The 23,240-nt window shown below is 70.2% G+C and carries 19 protein-coding genes; 15 read left to right on the top strand and 4 right to left on the bottom strand.

The annotated features are described in order from the left end of the window. Window positions 1-3: 3 nt before the first annotated feature. The 12 genes from OG842_RS05890 to OG842_RS05835 all read left to right on the top strand — a co-directional run bounded on the left by OG842_RS05890 (window position 4) and on the right by OG842_RS05835 (window position 11,607). Window positions 4-807, top strand: a complete 804-nt coding sequence (locus tag OG842_RS05890) for an MlaE family ABC transporter permease (RefSeq protein ID WP_266728076.1) — start codon at window positions 4-6, stop codon at window positions 805-807. Then, window positions 807-2,120, top strand: coding sequence for an MCE family protein (locus OG842_RS05885; protein WP_266728074.1), 1,314 nt, complete (start codon window positions 807-809; stop codon window positions 2,118-2,120). The genes OG842_RS05890 and OG842_RS05885 overlap by 1 nt, the downstream gene beginning before the upstream one ends. Next, window positions 2,117-3,148 carry an MCE family protein gene (locus tag OG842_RS05880; RefSeq protein WP_266728072.1) on the top strand — a complete coding sequence of 344 codons (1,032 nt, stop codon included), beginning with the start codon at window positions 2,117-2,119 and terminating at the stop codon, window positions 3,146-3,148. Before OG842_RS05885 ends, OG842_RS05880 begins: the two co-directional genes overlap by 4 nt. Continuing rightward, entirely contained in the window at window positions 3,145-4,164 is a 1,020-nt protein-coding gene (locus OG842_RS05875) for an MCE family protein (RefSeq protein WP_266728070.1), read from the top strand. Before OG842_RS05880 ends, OG842_RS05875 begins: the two co-directional genes overlap by 4 nt. Before the next feature lies 1 nt (window position 4,165). Next, on the top strand, window positions 4,166-5,275 hold the full coding sequence (locus tag OG842_RS05870; RefSeq protein WP_266728068.1) for an MCE family protein: 1,110 nt from the start codon (window positions 4,166-4,168) through the stop codon (window positions 5,273-5,275). Continuing rightward, window positions 5,272-6,423 carry an MCE family protein gene (locus tag OG842_RS05865; RefSeq protein ID WP_266728066.1) on the top strand — a complete coding sequence of 384 codons (1,152 nt, stop codon included), beginning with the start codon at window positions 5,272-5,274 and terminating at the stop codon, window positions 6,421-6,423. Before OG842_RS05870 ends, OG842_RS05865 begins: the two co-directional genes overlap by 4 nt. Beyond that, window positions 6,420-7,679: an MCE family protein gene (locus OG842_RS05860; protein ID WP_266728064.1), complete on the top strand. Its 1,260-nt coding sequence runs from the start codon at window positions 6,420-6,422 to the stop codon at window positions 7,677-7,679. Before OG842_RS05865 ends, OG842_RS05860 begins: the two co-directional genes overlap by 4 nt. Continuing rightward, window positions 7,676-8,197: a hypothetical protein gene (locus OG842_RS05855; protein WP_266728062.1), complete on the top strand. Its 522-nt coding sequence runs from the start codon at window positions 7,676-7,678 to the stop codon at window positions 8,195-8,197. The genes OG842_RS05860 and OG842_RS05855 overlap by 4 nt, the downstream gene beginning before the upstream one ends. Beyond that, on the top strand, window positions 8,194-8,823 hold the full coding sequence (locus OG842_RS05850) for a hypothetical protein (RefSeq protein WP_328512105.1): 630 nt from the start codon (window positions 8,194-8,196) through the stop codon (window positions 8,821-8,823). The genes OG842_RS05855 and OG842_RS05850 overlap by 4 nt, the downstream gene beginning before the upstream one ends. A gap of 88 nt (window positions 8,824-8,911) precedes the next feature. Continuing rightward, the gene (locus OG842_RS05845; RefSeq protein ID WP_328512653.1) at window positions 8,912-9,409 is read left to right on the top strand and encodes a hypothetical protein; all 498 of its coding nucleotides are present in this window, start codon (window positions 8,912-8,914) and stop codon (window positions 9,407-9,409) included. Between the two features lie 208 nt (window positions 9,410-9,617). Then, window positions 9,618-10,370 carry a hypothetical protein gene (locus OG842_RS05840; protein ID WP_266728058.1) on the top strand — a complete coding sequence of 251 codons (753 nt, stop codon included), beginning with the start codon at window positions 9,618-9,620 and terminating at the stop codon, window positions 10,368-10,370. Window positions 10,371-10,392: 22 nt separating this feature from the next. Continuing rightward, window positions 10,393-11,607, top strand: a complete 1,215-nt coding sequence (locus tag OG842_RS05835) for a lytic transglycosylase domain-containing protein (RefSeq protein ID WP_266728056.1) — start codon at window positions 10,393-10,395, stop codon at window positions 11,605-11,607. On the opposite strand, the gene OG842_RS05830 is transcribed toward OG842_RS05835, so the two are convergent. Beyond that, window positions 11,590-12,657, bottom strand: a complete 1,068-nt coding sequence (locus OG842_RS05830) for an ATP-dependent DNA ligase (protein WP_266728054.1) — start codon at window positions 12,655-12,657, stop codon at window positions 11,590-11,592. The two genes, OG842_RS05835 and OG842_RS05830, sit on opposite strands and share 18 nt — an antisense overlap. 97 nt (window positions 12,658-12,754) lie before the next feature. Here OG842_RS05830 and ligD point away from each other — a divergent pair, with 97 nt between their 5' ends. Both ligD and OG842_RS05820 read left to right on the top strand, forming a co-directional pair. Next, window positions 12,755-13,765 (top strand): non-homologous end-joining DNA ligase, encoded by a 1,011-nt coding sequence (gene ligD / locus OG842_RS05825; RefSeq protein WP_401874962.1) that lies wholly within the window; start codon window positions 12,755-12,757, stop codon window positions 13,763-13,765. Beyond that, window positions 13,762-14,841, top strand: a complete 1,080-nt coding sequence (locus OG842_RS05820; protein WP_401874374.1) for an ABC transporter permease — start codon at window positions 13,762-13,764, stop codon at window positions 14,839-14,841. The genes ligD and OG842_RS05820 overlap by 4 nt, the downstream gene beginning before the upstream one ends. A gap of 12 nt (window positions 14,842-14,853) precedes the next feature. Here OG842_RS05820 and OG842_RS05815 read toward each other — a convergent pair whose 3' ends face one another. Then, entirely contained in the window at window positions 14,854-17,088 is a 2,235-nt protein-coding gene (locus tag OG842_RS05815) for an OmpL47-type beta-barrel domain-containing protein (protein WP_328512104.1), read from the bottom strand. Beyond that, window positions 17,085-19,577 (bottom strand): ThuA domain-containing protein, encoded by a 2,493-nt coding sequence (locus OG842_RS05810; protein WP_328512103.1) that lies wholly within the window; start codon window positions 19,575-19,577, stop codon window positions 17,085-17,087. Before OG842_RS05810 ends, OG842_RS05815 begins: the two co-directional genes overlap by 4 nt. Window positions 19,578-19,771: 194 nt before the next feature. Between OG842_RS05810 and OG842_RS05805 the strand changes: the two genes are divergently transcribed. After that, on the top strand, window positions 19,772-20,893 hold the full coding sequence (locus OG842_RS05805; RefSeq protein ID WP_328512102.1) for a multicopper oxidase domain-containing protein: 1,122 nt from the start codon (window positions 19,772-19,774) through the stop codon (window positions 20,891-20,893). A gap of 55 nt (window positions 20,894-20,948) precedes the next feature. Here the strand turns inward: OG842_RS05805 and OG842_RS05800 are convergent, their stop codons facing one another. Further along, entirely contained in the window at window positions 20,949-23,225 is a 2,277-nt protein-coding gene (locus tag OG842_RS05800) for a DEAD/DEAH box helicase (RefSeq protein WP_266728044.1), read from the bottom strand. Window positions 23,226-23,240 lie beyond the last annotated feature (15 nt).

Below are 23,240 nucleotides of genomic sequence, written 5' to 3'. Positions count from 1 at the left end.
CCGATGTCGATGCTCAGCTGGCTCGACCGATCCGGTGAACAACTCACCTTCTACGTACGTGCGTTGATCTGGGTTCCCCGCACCCTGCGCCGCTATCTGCGCGAGGTCCAGCGGCTGCTGGCCGAAGTGGCCTTCGGCAGCGGCGGACTCGGTGTCATCGGCGGCACCATCGGCGTGATGGTCGCGATGACGCTCTTCACCGGCACCGTCGTCGGTCTCCAGGGGTATGCGGCCCTCAACCAGATCGGCACCTCAGCCTTCACCGGCTTCATCTCCGCCTACTTCAACACCCGCGAGATCGCCCCGCTTGTCGCCGGACTCGCACTCTCCGCGACCGTCGGCGCGGGCTTCACCGCCCAGCTCGGCGCGATGCGGATCAACGAGGAGGTCGACGCCCTGGAGGCGATGGGGGTGCGGTCCATGCCGTACCTCGTCTCCACCCGGATCATCGCCGGGGTCGTCGCGATCATCCCGCTGTACGCGATCGGGCTGCTCTCCTCGTACCTGGCGTCCCGGTACATCACGGTCCTGTTCAACGGCCAGTCCGAGGGCACGTACGACCACTACTTCAATCTCTTCCTCTCCCCGGACGACGTGCTGCTGTCGGTGCTCAAGGTGCTGATCTTCAGTGTGATGGTGATCCTCGCCCACTGCTACTACGGCTTCCACGCCACAGGCGGGCCCGCCGGAGTGGGCGTCGCGGTCGGGCGGTCGGTGCGCAACGCCATCGTGCTCATCAGCGTCACCGACTTCTTCCTCTCCCTCGCCATCTGGGGCGCGACCACGACGGTGAAGGTGGCCGGCTGATGAACTCCCACCGGACGCAGACCGTCCGCCGCAGACTCGCCGGAGTCACCTTCCTCCTCGTACCCGCCGTACTCGTCTGGGTGTCGGTCTCGGTGTACCGGAAGGACTTCACCGACGACGCCACCGTGACCGTACGCACCTCCAGCGTCGGCAACGAGATGCACGACAACGCCGATGTGAAGCTGCGCGGCGTCGTCGTCGGCCAGGTCCGCGACATCTCCGCGGACGGGAAAGGGGCCCGGCTCACCCTGGCCATCGACCCCGACAAGCTCGACCGGATCCCGGCCGACGTGACGGCCCAGATGCTGCCCACCACGCTCTTCGGGGAACGGTTCGTCGCCCTCGTACCGCCCGAACTGCCCTCCACGCAGCCGCTGCGGGCCGGCTCCGTCATTCCGCAGGACCGCTCCAGCAACGCCATCGAGCTGGAGGAAGTCCTCGACAACGTCCTGCCGCTGCTGACCGCGGTCAAGCCGGAGAAGCTCGCCGCCACCCTGGGCGCGGTCTCCCAGGCCCTCCAGGGGCGCGGCGAGAAGCTCGGCGACACCCTCGCCACGCTCGACGCCCACCTGGCGAAGTTCAACCCCCAGCTGCCCACGCTCAACGCCGACATCAAGGAACTCGTCAAGGTGAGCAAGGTGTACGGGGACGCCGCCCCCGACATCCTCGACGCACTCACCGACTTCACCACCACCAGCGGCACCATCGCCGAACAGCAGGCGCAGCTCGCCGGGCTCTACGGGTCCACGACCGCCTCCGCCCAGGACCTCACCTCGTTCCTGCGGGAGAACAAGGACAACCTGATCCGGCTCTCCGCCGAGAGCAGGCCGACGCTGGAACTGCTGGCGAAGTACTCCGCCGAATTCCCCTGCACCCTGCGGACCCTGGCCGGTTTCGTCCCGGCCATGGACAAGGCGCTCGGGAAGGGCACCGACCGGCCCGGACTCCACGTCACCGTCAAGTCCGTGAAGTCCAAGGGCAAGTACGTGCCCGGCAAGGACACCCCGGTCTACGACGCGACCGGCGGACCGCACTGCTACTCCGTGCCGTACGTGGGCAAGGCCGTACCGACCGCGGACACCCGCGCGGCGGTGCCGGTCACCGCACCCGGCGGCACACCCGCCGAAGACCCGGCCGGCACCGCACCGTCGGACCCGAAGTCCGGTCTCGGCATGCCCAATTCCCCGCAGGAGAGCCGGCTCGTCAACGAGCTGGTCGCTCCCTCACTGAAGGTACAGCCGCAGACCCTGCCCGACTGGAGCAGCGTGCTCATCGGTCCGGCCTTCCGCGGTGCGGAGGTGAAGCTCAAGTGAAGCGCCGCTCTCTCGCCGCTCCGCTCGCGAAATCCATCGTCTTCATCCTGGTGACCGTGCTGGCCACCAGTGTGCTGGCGCTGTCCATCGCCAATACGGGTATCGGCGACACCACCACGTACAAGGCCAGGTTCACCGATGCCACCGGACTGGTCGTCGGCGACAGCGTCCGGATAGCCGGGGTCAAGGTCGGACAGGTCGAGTCCATCCGGGTGGCCGACAAGAGGCTGGCAGAGGTCGGCTTCGCCGTCCGCAAGGGGCGCAAGCTCCCCGCGTCGGTGACCGCCTCGATCAAGTACCTCAACATGGTCGGCCAGCGCTACATCGACCTCGACCAGGGGGCCGGGCCGGTAGGACGGAGCTTCGCCGCCGGAGCGACCATCCCGGTCTCCCGCACCACCCCGGCGCTCGACCTCACCCAGCTCTTCAACGGCTTCCAGCCGCTCTTCGAAGGGCTCTCCCCGCCCGACGTCAACCAGCTGGCCGGCTCCATCGTCCAGGTGCTCCAGGGCGAGGGCGGCACCGTGGACAGCATCCTCTCGCACGTCGGCTCGCTGACCGGCACGGTCGCCGCCAAGGACAAGGTGATCGGCGAGGTGATCAAGAACCTCAACACGGTCCTGAAGACCGTCAACGACCGCGAGGCCGGCTTCGACGACCTCGTCGTCACCCTGCAGAAGCTCGTCACCGGATTCGCCGGTGACCGCAAACCGCTCGGCAAGGCGGTCACCGCCATGGGCGCGCTCACCACCGTCACCGCGGACCTCCTCGAGGACGGCCGGGCACCGCTCAAGAGTGACATCAAGCAACTCGGCCGTCTCTCCGACCAGTTGGGCAAGGGCACCCCGCAGATCGAGAACTTCCTGCAGAAGACCCCGGCCAAGATGGCGGCGATCAGCAGGCTCACCTCGTACGGCTCGTGGCTCAACCTCTACCTCTGCGAGGCCAAGGTCAGCGGAGTGACGACCGAGGACGGCAGCACCCCGCCCACCGGCATCGAGGTCAGGAAGCCGAGGTGCCAGTCATGAGGATCAAACCCGTACGGGAACGCAACCCCGTCGCCGTGGCCGTCGTGGGGCTGGTCGTGCTCGCCCTCATCGGCCTGGGCGCCTACCGCGTCGACTCGCTGCCCTTCATCGGCGGCGGCACCACCTACAGCGCCGACTTCACCGAGTCCGCCGGACTGAGCGAGGGCGACGAGGTACGCGTCGCCGGAGTGAAGGTCGGCGAGGTCACCAGCGTCTCGCTCGACGGCCCCAAGGTGAAGGTCGGCTTCAAGGTCAAGGACGTCTGGATCGGCAACTCCTCCACCGTGGGCATCGCCATCAAGACCCTGCTCGGCGAGAAGTACCTCGCCGTCGACCCGCTGGGCGACGCCCCGCAGGACCCGGACGAGCGCATCGGGGCGAGCCGCACCACCTCCCCGTACGACGTCACCCAGGCGTTCAACGGACTCGGCGAGACCATCGGCGAGATCGACACCGCACAGCTCGCCAAGAGCTTCGAGACGATCTCCGCCACCTTCAAGGACTCCCCGCCGGACGTGAAGAGCGCGGCCGAAGGGCTGTCCGCCCTCTCGAAGACCGTCTCCGAACGGGACGCCCAGCTCGCCACCCTCCTCAAGGGCAGCAAGCAACTCACCAAGACCCTGGCCGACAAGAAGAGCAGCTTCGAAACCCTGCTGGAGGACGGCAACCTGCTCCTCGGCGAGATCCAGGCCCGCCGCGACTCCATCCACCAGCTGCTCACCGGCACCAAGAACCTGGGCACCCAGCTCACCGGCCTGGTGAAGGACAACAACAAACAGCTGAAGCCCACCCTGGACTCGCTCGGCCGGGTCACCGCCGTACTGGTGAAGAACCGCAAGAGCCTCGACAAGGTGCTCTCGCTCGCCGGCTCGTACAGCCGGCTCGTCGGCAACACCCTCGGCAGCGGCCGCTGGTTCGACAACTACGTCTGCGGAGTCGTCCCGAAGGAGTACGTGCCCGCGGGCACCCCCGCCGGGGCCGAGTGCAAGCCACCCAAGCAGCAAGGCGGCCGCTGACATGAGAATGAAGCGCATCGTCGGCATCGGCGCCGGACTCGCCGTGGTGGCCGTCGCGGCCACCACCGGCGTGATGGCCATGGACGACGAGGGAACGACGACCGTCACCGCCTACTTCGACCAGGCCACCGGCGTCTACGCCGGATCGGACCTGCGGATCCTCGGCGTCAGGGTCGGCCGGGTCGAATCGGTCACGCCCCGGGGCAAGGAGGTCGAGGTGACCCTCCGCGTCGACAAGGGCGTCAAGGTCCCCAAGGAGGCGCACGCCGTGGTCGTCGCCCCCAGCCTCGTCGCCGACCGCTACATCCAGCTCGCCCCCGCCTACGACGGCGGACCGGAGCTCGCGTCGGGCGCCGTACTGCCGGCCGCGAACAACGCCACACCCGTCGAGGTGGACCAGCTGTACGACTCCATCACGGAGCTGTCCAAGGCGCTCGGCCCGGAAGGAGCCAACGCCGACGGCGCACTGTCCGGACTCCTCGACACCGGCGCCAAGAACCTCGACGGCAACGGCAAGGCCATCGGGGACTCCATCGAGCAGTTCGGCAAGGCCACCAGGACGCTCGACAACAGCAGCGGGAACCTCTTCGACACGCTGTCCTACCTCCAGACCTTCACCACCATGCTGAAGGACAACGACGGCAACGTGCGGGCCGCCGAACAGCAGCTCAACTCGGTCACCGGCTTCCTCGCCGACGACAAGGAGAACCTCGGTGCCGCACTGAAGGAACTCGGCACCGCACTCGCGCAGGTCAAGGGCTTCATCCAGAAGAACCGCGGCGCCCTGAAGGCGAACGTGGACGCACTGGTGCCGCTCACCCAGACCCTGGTCGACCAGCGGGCCTCGCTCGCCGAGTCGATGGACACCCTGCCGCTCGCCGCGGGCAACGTCGTCAACGCCTACGACCCGGTCAACCGCACCCTCAACGGCCGCACCAACCTCAACGAGCTCTCCATGGGACCGCTCACCGGTGCCACCGGAATCGCCGGCCTCACCCCGGTGGACAGCGCACGGCGCAAGACGCTGCCCACCCTGCCGCTCCCGGCCGTAGGCACCGTCTACGGCACCCCGGCGAAGACCGCCACGGAGAAGAAGGGGGCGAACCGATGAGCCGTACGCTGCGCAGACCCGGGCCCCGCACGACCGGCATCGCCGCGGTGCTGGCCGTGGGCGTCGGCCTGGCCCTCGTCGTCACCTCGTCCGGCCTGCCCTCGTTCACCGGGATCGACCAGGTGCCGCTGCCCGGCGGCGCCGACCTCGGCGACCACCCGTACGAGATCACCGCGGAATTCGCCGACGTACTCAGCCTCGCCCCGCAGGCATCGGTCAAGGTAAACGATGTCGCCGTCGGCCGGGTCACCAAGGTCTCCCTGGGCTCGGGCAGCTGGAACGCCAAGGTCACCATGCGGGTCAACGGCAAGGTCGAACTGCCCGCCAACGCCTACGCCCATCTGGAACAGTCCAGCCTCCTCGGCGAGAAGTACATCCAGCTCGCCGCCCCGGCACGCGGCACCGCGCAGGGCAGACTCGCCGACGGGGACCGGATCCCGCTGACCCGGACCAACCGGAACCCCGAGGTCGAAGAGGTCTTCGGCGCCCTGTCGATGCTGCTCAACGGCGGTGGCGTCAACCAGCTCAAGACCATCACCACCGAGCTCAACAAGGCGCTCGCCGGACGCGAACCCCAGATGCGCTCCATGCTCGGCCGGGTCAACACCCTCGTGACCAACCTGGACGGCCACAAGAAGGACATCACCGACGCCCTCGACGGGGTGAACCGGCTCTCCGCCACCCTCGCCACCCGCAAACAGGACGTCGGCACGGTCCTCACCGGGCTCAGCCCCGGCCTGAAGGTCCTGGAGAAGCAGCGCGGCTCGCTCCTCACCATGCTGCGCTCGCTCGACACCCTCTCCACCGTGGCAGTCGACACGGTCAACAGGAGCAAGGCCGACATGATCGCCGACCTCAAGGCCCTCGCCCCCAGCCTCAAGGCGCTCGCCGACTCCGGACGCGACCTGCCCGACTCCCTCCAGGTGCTGCTCACCTACCCGTTCACCGACGAGGTGCTGCGCGGGGTGAAGGGCGACTACCTCAACGTCTACCTGGATCTGACGGCCGTGCCCGGCACCCGGATCATCCCGTCGATCGTCCCGGAGGAAACTCCGGAGACCGGCGCCGCTTCGAGCCGGTCCGGGCAGGCACTGCCGCTGCCCCTTCCCCAGGTCCCGACGGCGGGCACGAACGGGAGCAGCCGATGATCACCCTCGCCATCCGGCTCAAGAACATCTCCTTCCTGATCATCGCGGTGCTCGTGCTGGGCTTCCTCGGAGTGCGCTACGCCGACCTCGGCCACTACGTCGGGCTGCGCAGCTACTACACCGTCACGGTCCAACTCCCGCGCACCGGAGGGCTGTACACCCACTCCAACGTCACCTACCGCGGTGTCTCGGTGGGCCGGGTCGGGCCGATCGAGCTCACCGACGACGGGGTCGAGGCCGAACTGCGCATCGAGAAGGACGCCCCGAAGATCCCGGACGGCCTCGAGGCCGTCGTCGCCAGTCTCTCCTCGGTCGGCGAGCAGTACGTCGACCTGCGGCCCACCCGCACCGAGGGCCCGTACCTGGCGAACGGCTCCGTCATCGACCAGGCCGACACCACCGTCCCCGCGCCCGTCACCGATGTCCTCACCAGCGTCAACGACCTGGCGGGCTCCGTCGACCTGGAGTCCCTGCGCACGGTGGTCGACGAGTTCGGCACCGCGTTCGAGGGGCGCGGCGACGACCTCCAGGTGCTGCTGGACACCGGGAGCGAGTTCGTCCAGGCCGCCGACGACGCACTGCCCGTCAACACCCGGCTGATGGCCGACGGCCGGACCGTGCTGCGCACCCAGGCCGAACAGGGTGAAGCGCTCAAAGGCTTCGCCAACGGGGCCGAGGAACTGGCCGCCCAGCTCAAGAGCTCCGACACCGATCTGCGCAAGCTGATCGCGGTCGCCCCCGACGCGACCGGACAGATCAGCGGACTGCTGCGGGACCTCGACCCGAGCTTCGGTGTCGTCGTCGCCAACCTCCTCACCACCTCCGAGGTCGCCGTCACCCGGCAGCGCGGCATCGAGGAACTTCTGGTGAAACTGCCCGCGGTGGCGGCCGCGGGGGCCAGCGCGATCGACGAGAACGGCGCCCGGTTCGGCATGTCGGTCACCTTCTTCGAACCCCTGCCCTGCACCGCCGGATACGGCGGCACCGTCTACCGCAGCGGGCTGGACACCTCGGCCGGGCCGCCGGTCAACACCAAGGCCCGCTGCACCTCCTCGCCCGGCACCGGCATCAACGTCCGGGGCAGCGCCAACGCTCCGAAGGGCGGCGCAGTGCCCGAGCCCGCCAAGCCCGGCTCGATGCTGCTGGGCGGCGACGCGGACCGGCTCCCGGGCGCGCTCGGTGTCACCGGCCGCAGCCCGGCGGCCGGTGACGGCATGGCCGGACTGCTGGGCCTCGGACAGGAAGGCGGCCGATGACATCCCGGACCAGGACCCTGACCGGCTGGGCGGTGCTGCTCGTCGCGGCGCTCGTCTGCGCCCTCGGCGGCTGGTCGTACGCGCAGGCGCGCGGCGACGACAGCCTGGCGTACGCGAAGAGCCGCGATGCCGCGCTGGCCGACGGGAAGCACCACCTCGCCCGGCTGAACAGCCTCGACGCCAAGGACGCCAGGAGCGTGGACGCCGGCCTCGGCGCCTGGCTCGACGCCTCGACCGGGCCGCTCCACGACCAGCTGGGACGGACCCGGAGCAAGGACGCGAAGGAACTGACCAAGTCCGGTGCCACCGCACGCGGGAAGGTCACCGACGCGGCGCTCACCGCGCTCGACGAGCGGACCGGGACGGCGGAACTGATCGCGACCGTCGACGTCGAGGTCACCCCGCGCACCGGAAAGGGCGGCACCGAGCGCAAGCGCTTCGAGGCCACGCTGTCCCGGACCGCGGACGGCTGGAAGGTCAAGGCGCTCACGGCGATCCCGGTCGGGAGCGGCGCATGAAACAGCGGGGAGGGACGGCGGTCGTGAGCACGGACGTGGACGCGCGGGACGTCGAGGAACGAGCAGAGGCCGCGGCGGGGCCCGGCACGGCCACCGACGAGGGGCAGCCCGGCCCGCCCGCCCCGGTCCGGCGGTGGCCGCGCGTCGTGGCGGCGGTCCTGGCCGTCGTACTGCTCGCGGCGGGCGGCGTGCTCTTCGCCCAGGGCAGGGCGCTGCGCGACACCCCCGCCACCTCGAACCGCGCGCTGACCGACAGCGAGGCGACCACCCGGGTCGCGGGCGATGTCAGCAACGCACTGGGCAAGGTCTTCTCCTACAGCCCCCAGGCCACCGCCGTCACCAAGGAATCGGCGAAGCAGCTCCTGGCCGGCAAGGCGCTCCAGCAGTACGCCGCCCTGTTCGGCCAGGTCGAGAAGCAGGCCGCCGACCAGAAGCTGACCCTCACCACCCATGTCGTGCGGGCCGGAGTGACCCGGCTGACGGAGAACAGCGCCCACTTGCTGGTCTTCCTCGACCAGATCTACGAGCGGGAGGGCAAGCCGGCCACCACGGCGGCTGCGCAGCTCTCCGTCACCGCCCAACTCCGGGACGGCCACTGGGTCGTGGCCGAGATCACCTCCAGATAGCAGTGCCCACACTCGCGCAACTCGGTACGGATCGGCCGGCAGGGGAGAGACAGCAATGGCACGGGTACGGATCACGAGGAACCCGCTGATGGCGGCGGCGGTCGTACTGACGGTCGTGGCGGCCGGTGCGGCGGCCTGGGGCGGCGTCTCCCGCTACGAGGCCGCGCACGACGAGTCGGCGGCGTACGCGCAGGCGCGCGACGAGGCGCTGGCCGCGGGCGAGCAGGCCGTGCAGAACATGAACACGCTGGACCACCGGAAGCTGGCGAAGGGCCTCGACAGCTGGGAGGACTCCACCACCGGCGATCTGCACCAGCAGCTCGTGGACGGGCGGGACGCGTTCGTGAAGCAGATCCAGGAGGCGAAGACGGTCAGCACGGCCCAGATCCTGTCCGGGGCGGTGACCGAACTCGACGACCGGGCCGGGAAGGCCGGAGTGATGGTGGCGCTGCGGGTCACCGTGACCGCGCCCAAGGGCAAGCCCGCGGTGAAGGAGAGCCGGATGCTCGGCCGGCTCAGCCGTACCTCCGAGGGGTGGAAGCTCAGCGCCCTCGGCCAGGCACCCGTCGGCAACACGGCCGGCTGAGAGGCGGTCGGGTGACCTCTGACCGGGCGGACGCGGCCTGGCACGCACGCTTCCCGCGTTGTCGTCGGTCGACGACGCTCCGCGTCGCCTCCCTCCTCCGCCTTGGAATCGCACGCACCGGGCCGCGTCCGCTTTCCGATCCGAGGTCACCCGACCGCCTCTGAGCCACCGACTCCCACCCCGCCCCGCCACCGAGAGGACCCCGGACATGTCGACGACCCGTCACCTCGTCAACCGTCAGCGCCGCCTGGCCACCGCCGCCGCGGAACGCGCCGCCGCCCCGGCGCGCGGGCACGCGACCCCGGCCCTCGACGAGCCGGTACCGGACCCGTCCGCGAAGGACACCGTCACTGACGACGAGGCCTCGGACGACGCCGACCCGGCAGCGGGCGATGAGAAGGCGGAGGTCCGGGAGAAGACGGAACCGGGAGGCACGGCGCCCTCCCGCCTCCGCGTCCGGCTGCCCGCCGTCCTCTGCGCCCTCACCGTGCTGCTCGGGGCCTTCGCCGCCTGGGCGTTCACCTCGGCCGGCAGTCTGCGCGACGACCCGTCCCGGCAGAACACCGCCCTCACCGACATCGGCCGCACCAGCGAGGTGAAGGGCCAGATCGCCGACGCCGTCGGCGCGGTCTTCTCGTACAACTACGCCTCGCCCGCCAACTCCGAGGAGGCGGCCAGGACCCACCTGGTCGGCAAGGCGGTGCAGCAGCACAAGGACATGCTCGCCCAGGTCCGGGCCCAGGGGCAGAAACAGAAGCTCGTGCTCACCACCACCGTCACCGACAGCGGCGTGGAGCTCCTGGACGGCGACCGGGCGCGGCTGCTGATCTTCGCCGACCAGAGCAACACCCGTACCGGCAAGTCGGACGAGACGACCTACGCGGCGGCCATGTTCGCCGTGGACGCCGTTCGCCGCGGCGACACCTGGCGGATCTCGGCCATCGATACGTTCACCCGGTGACCCGGGGGAGAGGGGAGCACGCATGAGGTTCAACGGCACGATGCGCCGCGGACTCGGCGGCACGGCGGCCGCGGTCGTCGCGATGGCCGCGCTCACCGCGTCCCAGGCACCGGGAATCGCCGCTCACGAAGCGCCGCCGAAGGAACGCCCCAAGACCGACGAGGTCAAGTGGTCGCACGTGCCCAACGACGACTCGTACCACACCGAACTGCCGCCGCTGCAGTCGCCGAAGCCGCCGAAGGCCGGGAAGAAGCAGAGCTTGGCCGCCGCCCGGTCGTGGGCCGAGGCGGGCATCCCGGCCACGGTTCTCGCCGCGTACCGCAAGGCGGAGAACGCACTCGGGAAGACCGACCCCGGCTGCCGGCTGCCGTGGCAGTTGCTCGCGGCGATCGGCAAGGTCGAGTCCGGCCAGGCGGGCGGAGGACGGGTCGACGCCCGCGGCACGACGCTCACCCCGATCCTCGGACCGGTCCTCGACGGTGCGGGATTCGCCAACATCCCGGACACCGACGGCGGTGCGTACGACGGCGACCGGAACTACGACCGGGCGGTCGGCCCGATGCAGTTCATCCCCTCGACCTGGGCCCACTGGGGGCAGGACGGGAACGGTGACGGGCGCCGCGACCCGAACAACATCTACGACGCCGCACTCGCCGCCGGGCACTACCTCTGTGCCGGGCCGCGCGATCTGTCGGTGAAGGCCGATCTGGACCGGGCGATCCTCAGCTACAACCACTCGGACACCTATCTGCGCACCGTGCTGTCCTGGCTGGAGTTCTACCGCAAGGGAATCCACCCGGTGGCCGACGGCAAGGGCACCGTCCCGAAGAGCCCCGGCGCGGGCGGACCGAACAAGCCGAAGCATCCGGTCGGCGGCCCCGGCGCCCCGGACGGCGACATCATCGTGGGCCCGCAGCCCGGCGGCTCGCACCAGCCCTCGCCGTCCACCACCCCGAAGCCCTCCGGATCGCCCACCGGTTCCCCGGACCCCACCCTCTCCCCGGACCCCACCGACCCGGGCACCGGCTCACCCGATCCCACCGACAGCGGATCGACCACCCCGGACCCCGGTACGAGCCCCGACCCCAGCACCTCCGAGCCGGGCCCCGGCTGCCCGACGGACTCGGCGTCACCCGACCCGTCCGGCACGGCCGGAACCACCGAGTCCCCGGAACCCGACCCGACGACGAGCGAAGACCCGTGCGCCACGCCGTCCGGCTCAGCCTCCACCGGCTGACAGCACCTCGGCCAGGTCGTACCGCACCACCTCCTCCAGCTGCGCGTAGGTGCAGCCGGCCGGGGTGCGGTCCGGCCGCCAGCGGCGGAACCGGGCGGTGTGCCGGAAGCGGTCGCCCTCCATGTGGTCGTACGCCACCTCGCAGACCCGCTCCGGGCGCACCGCCACCCATGACTGGTCCTTCTTCCCGGACCAGCGGCTCTGCGTCCCGGGCAGCCGGGCCCGCTCGTGCGCCTCGGTATCGGCCCAGGCCGCCCACGGGTGGCCGGCGAAATCGACGCGCAGCGGCTCCAGCTCCGTGACCAGCTCCTCGCGGCGCTTCATCGAGAAGGCCGCGCAGACACCGACGTGCTGGAGCACGCCATCGGAGTCGTACAGGCCCAGCAGCAGCGAGCCGACGACCGGGCCGCTCTTGTGGAAGCGGTACCCCGCCACCACGCAGTCCGCGGTCCGCTCGTGCTTGATCTTGTACATCACCCGGGTGTCCGGGCGGTAGGGCAGGTCGAGCGGCTTGGCCACCACACCGTCGAGCCCCGCGCCCTCGTAGTGCTCGAACCACTCCTGGGCGAGGGCCGGGTCCGTGGTCGCCGGGGCGAGGTGGACGGGAGGCGACGCACCGGACAGCGCCGCCTCAAGCACGGCGCGGCGGTCGGACTGCCGGGTGGAGAGCAGCGAATCGTCCCCCACCGCCAGGATGTCGAAGGCGATCAGGCTGGCCGGGGTCTGCTCGGAGAGCAGCCGCACCCGTGAATCGGCGGGGTGGATGCGCTCGCTGAGCCGGTCGAAGTCGAGCCGCCCGTCGTGCACGATCACGATCTCGCCGTCGATCACACAGCGCGGCGGCAGATTGTCCCGGACGGCGGTGACCAGTTCGGGGAAGTAGCGGGTGAGCGGCTTCCCGGTGCGGCTGCCGATCACCACCTCCTCGCCGTCGCGGTGCACGATCGCCCGGAAGCCGTCCCACTTGGCCTCGTACTGCATGCCGGGCGGGATCCTGGACACGGACTTGGCGAGCATCGGCTTCACAGGAGGCATCACCGGCAGATCCATGGCCCGATTCTCACCCACCAGCGGGCGCAAGTCTCTCGATATGCGGCATATGTGAGCCCGGCCTACCGTGACCGTCATGGGTGCAGCGGTGAAAGCAGTGGAGCTCGAAGCCGGTGGACGGGCCGTACGGCTCTCCAATCCGGACAAGGTCTACTTCCCGGAGAAGGGCTACACCAAGAGGGACGTGGCCGAGTACTTCCTGGCCGTGGGGCCCGGCATCACCCGCGCCCTGCGCGACAGGCCCACCACCCTCCAGCGCTTCGTGGACGGTGTCGAGGGCGAGTTCTTCTACCAGAAGCGGGCCCCGAAGAACCTCCCCGACTGGATCCCCACGGCCCGGATCGCCTTCCCGAGCGGCCGGCCCGCCGACGAGATCTGCCCCACCGAGCTCGCCGCCGTCATCTGGGCCGCCAACCTCGGCACCCTCACCTTCCACCCCTGGCCGGTCCGCAGCGCCGACACCGACCACCCCGACGAACTGCGCATCGACCTCGACCCGCAGCCCGGCACCGACTACGCCGACGCGGTGCGCGCCGCCCACGAACTGCGGTCCGTGCTCGACGCCCACGGGCTGCGCGGCTGGCCCAAGACCTCCGGCGGCCGGGGCATCCACGTCTTCGTCCCGATCGTCCCGGAGTGGACGTTCACCGAGGTCAGACGGGCCACCATCGCCGCCGGACGGGAACTGGAACGCCGCATGCCGGACCGGGTGACCACGGCCTGGTGGAAGGAGGAACGCGGCGAGCGGATCTTCGTCGACTTCAACCAGACCGCCCGCGACCGCACGATCGCCTCCGCCTACTCCGTACGCCCCCGCCCGCACGCCCCGGTCTCCGCCCCGCTGCGCTGGGAGGAGACCGACGACGCCGAACCGGGCGACTTCGACATCAGGACCATGCCGAAGCGCTACGCCGACGTGGGCGATGTGCACGCGGACATGGACGACCACGCCTTCCGGCTCGACTCGCTCCTGGAGCTGGCGGACCGGGACGAGCGGGAACGCGGACTCGGCGACATGCCGTACCCGCCGGAGTACCCGAAGATGCCCGGCGAACCGAAACGGGTCCAGCCGAGCCGGGCCCGGCACGACCAGGACGCCGAGGGGTGAGCGCGCCCGACCTGGAGCCCGCCGCACCGCACGGGGAACATGCCCGGCCCCCGGCCCGCGGTGACCGATGGTCGGAGTTCAAGGCGTCCCCGTATCTGCCCGCCGTCGTGCTTCTGTTCATCATCGCGGCCGCGGCCGGTCTCTTCGCGGGCTCCTACACGTACGCGATGGCCAACCCGACCCCGCGCAATATCCCGGCCGCTGTGGTCGGCGAGCTCGACACCGCGCGCGACAAGGTCTTCCTCGACCGGCTGGAGGGCGCACTCGACACCTCGCTGGTGCTGCACGAGTACGCCACCGAAGCCGGAGCCCGCCTCGCGCTGGAGGAGCAGAAGGTCTTCGCCGTCCTGCGGTCCGAGAACGGCGGGGTCGGCCTGGACGTCGCGAGCGCTTCCGGGGCCTCGGTCGCCCAGTTGCTCGCCGAGTCCACGCTGAAGGTGGGGGAGGCGGCCCATGTGCCGGTGAAGGTCACGGACGTGAAGCCCCTGCAGCGGGGCGACCCGCGCGGCCTCGCTCTGTTCTACATCTCGCTCGCCGCGGTGATCGTCGGGTTCATCGGCGCGATCCAGCTGAGTGTGCACGCCAAGGCGCTGGAGCCCCTGGAGCGGGTCGGGTTCACCGTCGCCTACGCCCTGCTCGGCGGGTTCTCCATCGCCGCCGTGGTGGACTGGCTGCTCGGCTCCGTCGACCTGCCGTTCGTCCAGTCGTGGTTGATCCTCGCCTTCACCATGTTCACCACGGGCATGGTCTTCACCATGTTCAACGCCCTGATGGGGCGCTGGGCGATGATCCCCACCTGGGGACTGATGGTGATGCTCGGAAACCCGTCCTCCGGTGGCGCGGTGTCCTGGCCGCTGCTGCCGTCGGTGCTCGGCTTCATCGGCCGCTGGCTCCCCCCGGGCGCCTCGGTCAACGCCCAGCACGCCGCCGTCTACTACCAGGGACACCAGCGGGTCTTCCCGTACCTGGTCCTCGCCGGCTGGGCGCTGGTCTCCTGCACGGTGTTCTGGGTGTGGCGCCACCGGCACCCGGGTGGCCGTGACCGCATGCCTCAGCATGCGGCCACGGCCACCTGATCCGGGTCCGGGCTACAGCTCCTTGATACGGATGTCGCGGTACGAGACCACGTCCGTGGCGCTGTGGACCTGGAGTCCGATGTAGCCGGAGGCGTACCGCCGGCCGTCGGTTCCCGGGTCGTCGCCGCGCGGCGGCTCGAAGACCTGACCGCCGTTGTTGTCGAACTCGTTCAGCAGGACACCGTTGCGGTAGACCGAGTAGTGCTGGTCCACCACCCGGATCTCGTAGTCGTTCCAGGTGCCCTTGGGGGTGACCCCGGCGCCGGCCAGACCGACCCGGTCGAAGCCGTAGACCGAGCCGGTCTTGTACATGTCGCCGTCCGGCCGGTCGAGGATCTGCACCTCATGGCCGTACTTGATGGCGACCCACTCCGGACGTGACTCCTCCGGGTTGTCGTGGACGTTCGGGAAGCGGACGAACACACCGCTGTTGGCGTTGCCGGCGCCCGGGGCGTCGTCGCGCCACTGGAGCTTGAGCGAGAAGTCGCCGTACTGCCGGCCCGGGAACCAGAGCATGCCCATGCCGTCGACGGCGGTGGAGCTGGTGATCGTGCCGTCCGGGTTCAGCCCGAACTTCCCGCCGCCGACCTGCTGCCACTTGGCGAAGGACTCCGCCGTGCCGTCGAAGAGCTTCTTGTAGCCCTCGTCCTGGCCCGGCATGCCGATCCCCGACTGCTTGGCCGCCCGATAGATCTTCTTGTGCTCACGGGCGTCGATCACACCGGCGGCGAGCAGCTTGTCGAGGACACCGTCGACGTGCTTGAGGAACAGCGCGTGCGACGACCAGTCCTTCTCGTCCTCGATCAGCTCGTTGATGGTGCAGCGGTTGCCCGTGATGCGGTTGGGGACCCCGGTGTCGACCGTGCCCACGATGACGGTGAGCCGCTCGTCGAACTCCGGGCAGTTCGGCGCCGGTACGCCGCCGCTCTCCGCGACGGTGAACGACACCTGCTTCGCCACGGAGGTGTTGCCGGCCTTGTCCGTGGCCCGGTGGGCGACGGTGTGATAGCCGACGCGGTCGACGATGACGGTGGTGGTGTACGCGAGGTACGGGCCGCCGTCGAGCGAGTACTCGACCTTGTCCACGCCCGATTCGGCATCGGTCGCGGTGATGGTCACCTTGGCGCTGGTGATGTAGGCGTTGTCGGAGTTCTTGGCGCCCTCGACCTTCGCGGAGGTCTCCGGCGGGGTCTTGTCCTGCGTCGGCGGTGCGACGACGGTGAAGTCGGCCGACTTCTCGGCCGCCGTGTTGCCCGCCCGGTCGGTGGCCCGGTAGCGGACCGTGTGCGTACCGGTCTCGTGCACCATCACGGGCGCGGTGTACGGCTGCCAGGCGCCGTCCGCCCCGACCGCGTACTCGATGGTGTTGACGCCGGACCCGGTGTCGGAGGCGGTCACGGTGACCGTCGCCATGCCCAGGTAGCGCCCCTGGTCGTCCTTCTCGCCGGACACGGTCGCCGAGGTCTCCGGCGGCGTCTTGTCGTCCGTCGGCGGTGCGGCGACCGCGAAGTCGACCGATTTCTCCGCTGCCGTGTTGCCCGACTTGTCGGTGGCCCGGTAGCGGATGGTGTGCGTACCGACTTCGGTCACCACGACCGGCGCGGTGTACGGCTGCCAGGCGCCGTCCGCCCCGACCGCGTACTCGACGGTGTCCACGCCGGAGCCGTCGTCGGTCGCCGAGACGGTGACCGTCGCCTGACCGATGTACGCGCCGTCGGTGTTCTTGTCACCGTCCACCTTCGCCGAGGTCCCGGGCGCCGTGGTGTCCTCGCCGCCACCGCCGTCGGTCACGGTGAGGATGCCCTGCATCGACTCGTGCCCCGGCATGGTGCAGTGGTAGAAGTACCGGCCGGGCGTGAGCGTGACCTCGGCGGTGTGCCTGCCGCCCTGGTCGTCGGCCGGGTTGGCCAGGATGTTCAGTGTGACGTCGTTGTTGAACTCCGGGTCCGAGACGCTGAAGGTGAGGGTGTGCGGCATCCCGGTGGTGTTGCCGGTCGCCGCGCTGTTCTCGAAGACGATGGTCGCCTTGCCGGCCACCGCGGTCTTCGGGGCGGACAGATAGTGGTCGATGGGGTCGCCCGCGGTCCAGGTGAGGACCTGGTCGGCCGCCGCGTCGGCGGAAGCGGCCGTACGGCCGTACGCCGCCGTCGAGGTCAGCCCCAGCACCATCAGGAACGAACCCAGCAGCGCGAGCCACAACCGGGCCGGACGGTACCGCCTTCGTGAGAGGACCGGACGATGTCTCACTGCGTTGCCGCCTTCCTGGCCAGATCGCCGGCGGCCGGGGTCGGACCGCCGCCCTTGTACGTCACACGCCACAGCGCGGACTTGGAGTCGGAGGTGAAGAAGCCGCGCCCGTAGTCCAGGACGTACAGCGAACCGTCCGGGGCGAACTTCCAGTCCATCAGGTTGCGGATGCCGTCCGCGCCGACCGGGATGATCTTCTTCAGGGACTCGGCGTGCGTGGGCAGCCCGCCCTTGCCGACCGTCTTCGGGTCGGTGAGCACGGCGTGCCGCGGCTGGGTGTCGTCGTAGAAGTCACCGACGAACCACTTGCCGTCCCAGTAGGAGGGCCACTTGTCGGCGCTGGTGCTCGCCGCGTCGTACCGGTAGACCGGGCCGTTCATCGTGGCCTGACCGCCGCCCTTGAGCCACGGCAGCAACTGCTTCTGCTCCTCCACCTTGTAGCTCGGGATGCCGTTCGCGTCGCGCGGGTAGTCCACGCCACCACCCTGCGGCGAGTACCAGATGGTGTTGGACGTGATAGGCGGCAGGTTCACCAGGCCGTCGTTGTTCGGAGACTCGTTCTTGGGGTGGTCGCAGTCGTACCAGCCGAGCGGCTTGCTCGGGTCGGGCAGATTGCGGTCCCGGTAGGGCTGCTTGTTGCCCATGCAGTACGGCCAGCCGTGATTGCCCGCCTTGGTGATCGCGGCGAACGTGTCGTACTTGGCCGGACCCCAGGTGGTGCTCGGCGAGCCCGCGTCGGGGCCGACCCAGCCCGCGTACAGCGTGTCGGTGGTCTTGTCGACGGAGATCCGGGCCGGGTTGCGCACCCCCATCACATAGATCTCGCCGCGGGTCTTGCCGCCGCCTTCATCGGGCTCCTTGCCGGTGAAGAGATTGCCCTCGGGCAGTGTGTAGGTGCCGTCGTCCTCGGGGTGGATCCGCAGGATCTTCCCGTTGAGGTTGTTCGTGTTGCCAGCGGTGCGCCGGGCATCGGCGAAGGAGACGCCCTTGTAGCTCGGCTGCGGGTTGTTTCCGGAGTAACCCTCGCTGAAACCGGATGAGTTGTTGTCACCGGTGGCGATGTACAGATTGCCCTTGGAATCCCAGGCCATCCCGCCGCCCGCATGGCAGCAGCTGTGGATCTGGACGGGCCAGTGCAACAGCACCTTCTCGGAGGACAGATCCAGCTTGTTGGTGGCCGGATCGAGGGTGAAGCGGGAGACCTGACGTACCGCCATCTGCTTGTCGCGGTCCAGCTTCGAGTGCGGGGTGTAGTGCAGATACACCCAGCCGTTCTTCTCGAAGTCCGGGTCCAGCTCGATGCCGAGCAGCCCCTCCTCGACCTTGATCAGCTCGTCGCCGCCGCCCTTGTTGCCGAAGATCGTCAACTCACCCGCGAGGGTGACCTTCTTGGTCTTCGGGTCGTAGACGTGGATCTGCCCGAGGCCCTTGCCGATGTCGGGGTCGTTCCAGTCGGTGACGACCGGCCTGCTGCTGTCGGCACCGCCGCGCCCGATGTACAGCACGCGTCCGTCGGGGGCGGTGACCAGGCCGTGCGGCTCGCCGATCTGGTCGTTCTGCCCCGGCTGGTTGGGCTGGGTGACCCGTTCGGCCTTGTAGTTGGAGTCGATCGTCGCCTTGCAGTCGGCCTGCGAGATCCGGGTCGTCCAGTCCAGCGCGCCGCGCAGATGGTCGCGGAAGTCGGTCTCCGCGAAGCTGTCGGCCGTACCGCCCATCGCCGTGTAGAAGGACCGGCCGCCGTCGTAGTCGCGGCACCAGGAGACCGGGTGGTCCCAGCCGTTGGCACTCGCACCCGGCTTGTACGTGATCTCGCGGACCCGGGCCACGGTGTGCACCGAGCCGGACGGGTTCTTCGTCCAGTTCAGCCACTTGTCGGGACGCTTCCACTCCAGCGGGAGGTTCTTGGTCGCCGGATGCTGCCGGTCACCGATCTCGACCGTGGCGCGCTGCACGGCGGCCGGGCTGTCCGCCGCCGGGCGGGCACCGACCAGTCCGGTGAACCAGTCCGAGTACGGCTCCGTGCGCGCGGCGTCGTGGATGCCGAGGAAGCCGCCGCCGGCCTCCATGTACGCCTCCAGGCCGGCCTCCTGCTCCGGGTCGAGGACGTCGCCGCCGCCGGTCAGGAAGACCACGGCGTTGAACTTGCCGAGCCTCTTGCCGTTGGTGAAGACCGCGGGGTCGTCGGTGGCGACGGTCCTGAACCGGCCGGATTCCGGGCCGCTCAGGCCGATCTTCTCGATCGCCGCGATCCCGGCGTCGACCGTCGGGGACTCCTCGGTGGCCGAGGCGTGGAACACCAGCACCTTGACGTCGGCGCCGCCCGGCGGCGACGGCAGGGACAACGTTGTCGCCAGGGAGCCGGGCGGCTCCGGATAGGGCCTGGCCTCGGCCGCGTTGGCGCCGAGCAGGGAAGCGGTCAGTGCGCCGGCCGCGAGGCCCGCCGCGAGTCCGCGTCGCGATCTGGACCTGTGATGTGGTGCGCGCTGCATGTGGTCACCCACCCCTCTTTGGTCACTGCAACAGCGCATGAAGCTAGACCTCTTTTCGTGGTCCGCCAATAGCTATGGCGGCAATTGCACGAACTTTGTCCTGGCTGTGGATAAACGGAGATCCTCCGGCTACGGTGTGGGCCGTCCGGGGCGAGTCGGCGCTCCAAATTCCTTGGATCGGTGGGGAGTTCGGCATGGACAGAAGGAGCTTCAACCGGCGGATGCTGGTCGGCGGCGGGGTGGCGGCCGCGACCGGCCTGACATCGTTGTCCCTCGGCGCGATCGAGGCCAGCTCGGCGGAACCCGCGGTGGGGACCGCCCCGGCGGGCGGTGTGGTCCGCCATCTCAAGCTGTACGCGGAGAAGCTGGCGGACGGTCAGCTGGGGTACGGCCTGGAGAAGGGGAAGGCGTCGGTCCCGGGGCCGCTCATCGAGATCAACGAGGGCGACACCCTGCACATCGAGTTCGAGAACACGACGGATACGGCGGCCAGCCTCCACGCGCACGGCGTCGACTACGACATCGCGAGCGACGGCACCCGGATGAACAGGAGCATCGTCGAACCGGGCGGTACCCGGACCTACACCTGGCGCACCCATGCCCCGGGCCGGCGCAAGGACGGCACCTGGCAGCCGGGCAGCGCGGGCTACTGGCACTACCACGACCATGTCGTGGGCACGGACCACGGCACCGGTGGCATCCGGAAGGGCCTCTACGGTCCGCTGATCGTCCGGCGCCAGGGCGACATCCTGCCGGACAAGACGATCACGATCGTCTTCAACGACATGACGATCAACAACAAGCCCGCCCACGAGAGTCCGAACTTCGAGGCCACGGTGGGGGACCGGCTCGAAGTCGTCATGATCACGCACGGCGAGTACTACCACACGTTCCACATCCACGGTCATCGCTGGGCGGACAACCGGACCGGTCTGCTCACCGGTCCCGACGACCCGAGCCGGGTCATCGACACGAAGATCGTCGGCCCGGCGGACTCCTTCGGCTTCCAGATCATCGCGGGCGAACGCGTGGGCGCGGGCGCCTGGATGTACCACTGCCATGTGCAGAGCCACTCCGACATGGGCATGGCCGGACTGCTGCTGGTCGCCAAGCCGGACGGCACCGTGCCGGGGTACGAACCGCACCACATGGCGGCGCATGGCGAGGCGGCGCCGGACAAGGCCGCGTCCGGAAGCGCGCAGCCGGACGCGGCAAAGGACATGCCGAAGGGCGCGGCACAGGACATGCCGAAGGGCGCGGCACAGGAATCACCGAAGGGCGCGGCCGCGCACGACCCGGCGGCGCACGGCTCCTGACCTGGCCCGGCCGCGGGACTTGGCACCGTCGGGGCGTACCCACGTCCTGACGGCGTCAGCCCTCCGGCAATCCCCGCGTCGCCCCGTCCGCTTCGGCTGCCACGGCCGCCTCCTCGGCCGCGGCGGTCGGGGGCGGGCCGGCCGATCCGGTCGTTCCTGTCGACAGGCGCAGCTGCTCCTCCTCGACGATGCGCCGGGCCAGCGCCCCGTCCGACACATCCACGGCGTCCGGCGTCGTCTCGGCGACGTCGCTGCGCCGCGCGTACAGGTCGAACAGCCGTTCCTTGCGGGCCAGGATGTCAAGCATCCGCTCGTCGACGCTGTCGGCCGCGAGGAGCCGGTGCACCTGGACGGTCCGTATCTGTCCCATCCGGTGGGCGCGGGCCACCGCCTGGTGCTCCATCGTCGGCTTGATCTGCGGTTCGCAGATGATGACTACCGAGGCCGACTGCATGTTCAGCCCGACTCCGCCCGCCTGGATCTGGCTGAGCAGTACGGCATGACCGTCCACGGCGGCGAAGTCGTCGATCAGCCGCTGGCGGCGGTCGGCCGGCACGCTCCCCGACAACGGGCCGAACACGGGCGAATCCAGGGCCTGTCCGACCGTGTGGAGCACTTCGCGGAAGTAGGAGAACACCACGACCTTCAGGCCGTTGTCCGCGGCCTCGGCCACCAGTTCGCGCAGCCGGTTCAGCTTCGCGGACGTGGCGGGCCGGGCGTACGCCGCCCGGCGCATCCGCATGAAGTGCCCGGCGCCCACCGCCTCGCGGTAGGCGTCGAGATCGCCGGGGCTGAAGTCCTCCCACTCGTCGACCTGCACCAGAGCCGGGAGTTCGGTCAGCACGTCCACCTGGTTGCGCCGCAGATAGGCCGGGGCGACGGCCCTGCGGAAGGCGAGCGAACCGGCGGCTCCATGGGTGGTGTGTATCGAGGGGGCCAGCTCCGGCTGGAGGTGGCGGACCAGGCTGCGGAACTCCTCGACGCGGTTCTCCATGGGCGTACCGGTCAGGAACAGCACCCGTTCGGTGTGCCGTGTCCATCCGGAGACGGCCTGGGACCGGCGGGTGGCGGGGTTCTTGACGTAGTGGGCCTCGTCGACCACCAGCATGCCGGGCCGGGTGCCGCAGTCCGCGGCGGCCGGGAGGGTGTGCAGGGCGTCGAAAGTGGTGAGGGCGACCCCGCCGCCGCGCCGCCATTCGTCGAAGGCGGACTGCCGCTCGGGGCCGTGCACCGGCAGGGTGCGCAGAGTGGAGCGGGCGCGGATCTCGCGCGCCCAGTTGATCAGCACGCTGGCCGGGCAGACCACCAGGAAGTGCGTCTCGCCCCGCGCCGAGAGGTGCGCGAGCGCGGCGATGGCCTGCACGGTCTTGCCGAGCCCCATCTCGTCACCGAGGATGACCCGTTTCTGCGCGAGCGCGAACCGCGCGCCGAACGACTGGTAGCCGCGCAGCGAGACCCGCAGATGGGCGTCGTCCAGCCGCAGACCGCGCACCCGGTCCGCCATCCCGGACGGCAGGAACCCCTCGGCCGCGTCCTGGTCCGGCCCGGCGCCGGACATCTCGGCGAGCAGGCTGTAGTACTCGGCGGACCGCAGCTCGAAATCCACCCAGGCCGCGACGTCCGACTCCGCGCCCCGCAGCAGGTCGACGCAGACCTGCCCGAACAACAGGGGCAGCTCGCGCTCGTCCGCCTCGGCGACGGCGGCCCGCACCTCGGCGACGGCCTCCAGCGCCCGGGAGCGGGCCTGCCGCCCGGCGAACACCATGCGCAGCCGTCCCCGCGCCGGCCCCGCGGCGGCCAGCAGGGGCTCCAGGCGCCCGGACAGCCGGTCCGCCGCGGCCACCGCCCGCCGGACGTCGGGACCGGCCTCCACCAGCCGGTGCAGTGCGACGACCAGCGCGGTCGTGGCGTCGTCCGGGGCGTCCACGTCTATCCGGACCGCGACCGTGTCCCGCACCGCGTGGGCGATCTGCCCGGCCGCGGCCAGCACCTGGTCGGCGGTCTGCGCGCCGACCCCGGGGATCTGGCGCAGCTCGTAGCGATTGGCCTCGTGGACCTGGCCGACGGTGGTGAAACCGGCCTGCTCGACCGCGCCGAGCCGCAGCCTGCCCTCCGTGACGTCCTTGAGCCTGGCGGCCGGGATGGCGGCGAGCTCCCGGCGGACGAGGGAGTCGAGCAGCGGCTTCAGCGCGGTGTGCACGGCTTCGACGGCGCGGGTGTGATCGGCCAGCACCGTGCGCGCGGACTCCAGCAGCCGCTCGGCGTGGGTCAGCAGCTCCCGGGCGGCCCTTCCCGTGGGCGCTCCGCCCTCCGTCGCTCCGGCCTGTGTCATGTACGTCCCTCTGTC

This window comes from Streptomyces sp. NBC_00376, from assembly GCF_036077095.1.
GTDB lineage: Bacteria > Actinomycetota > Actinomycetes > Streptomycetales > Streptomycetaceae > Streptomyces.
Note: the sequence above shows the minus strand (reverse complement) of the source record. Positions and strands in the feature narration are given on the sequence as shown.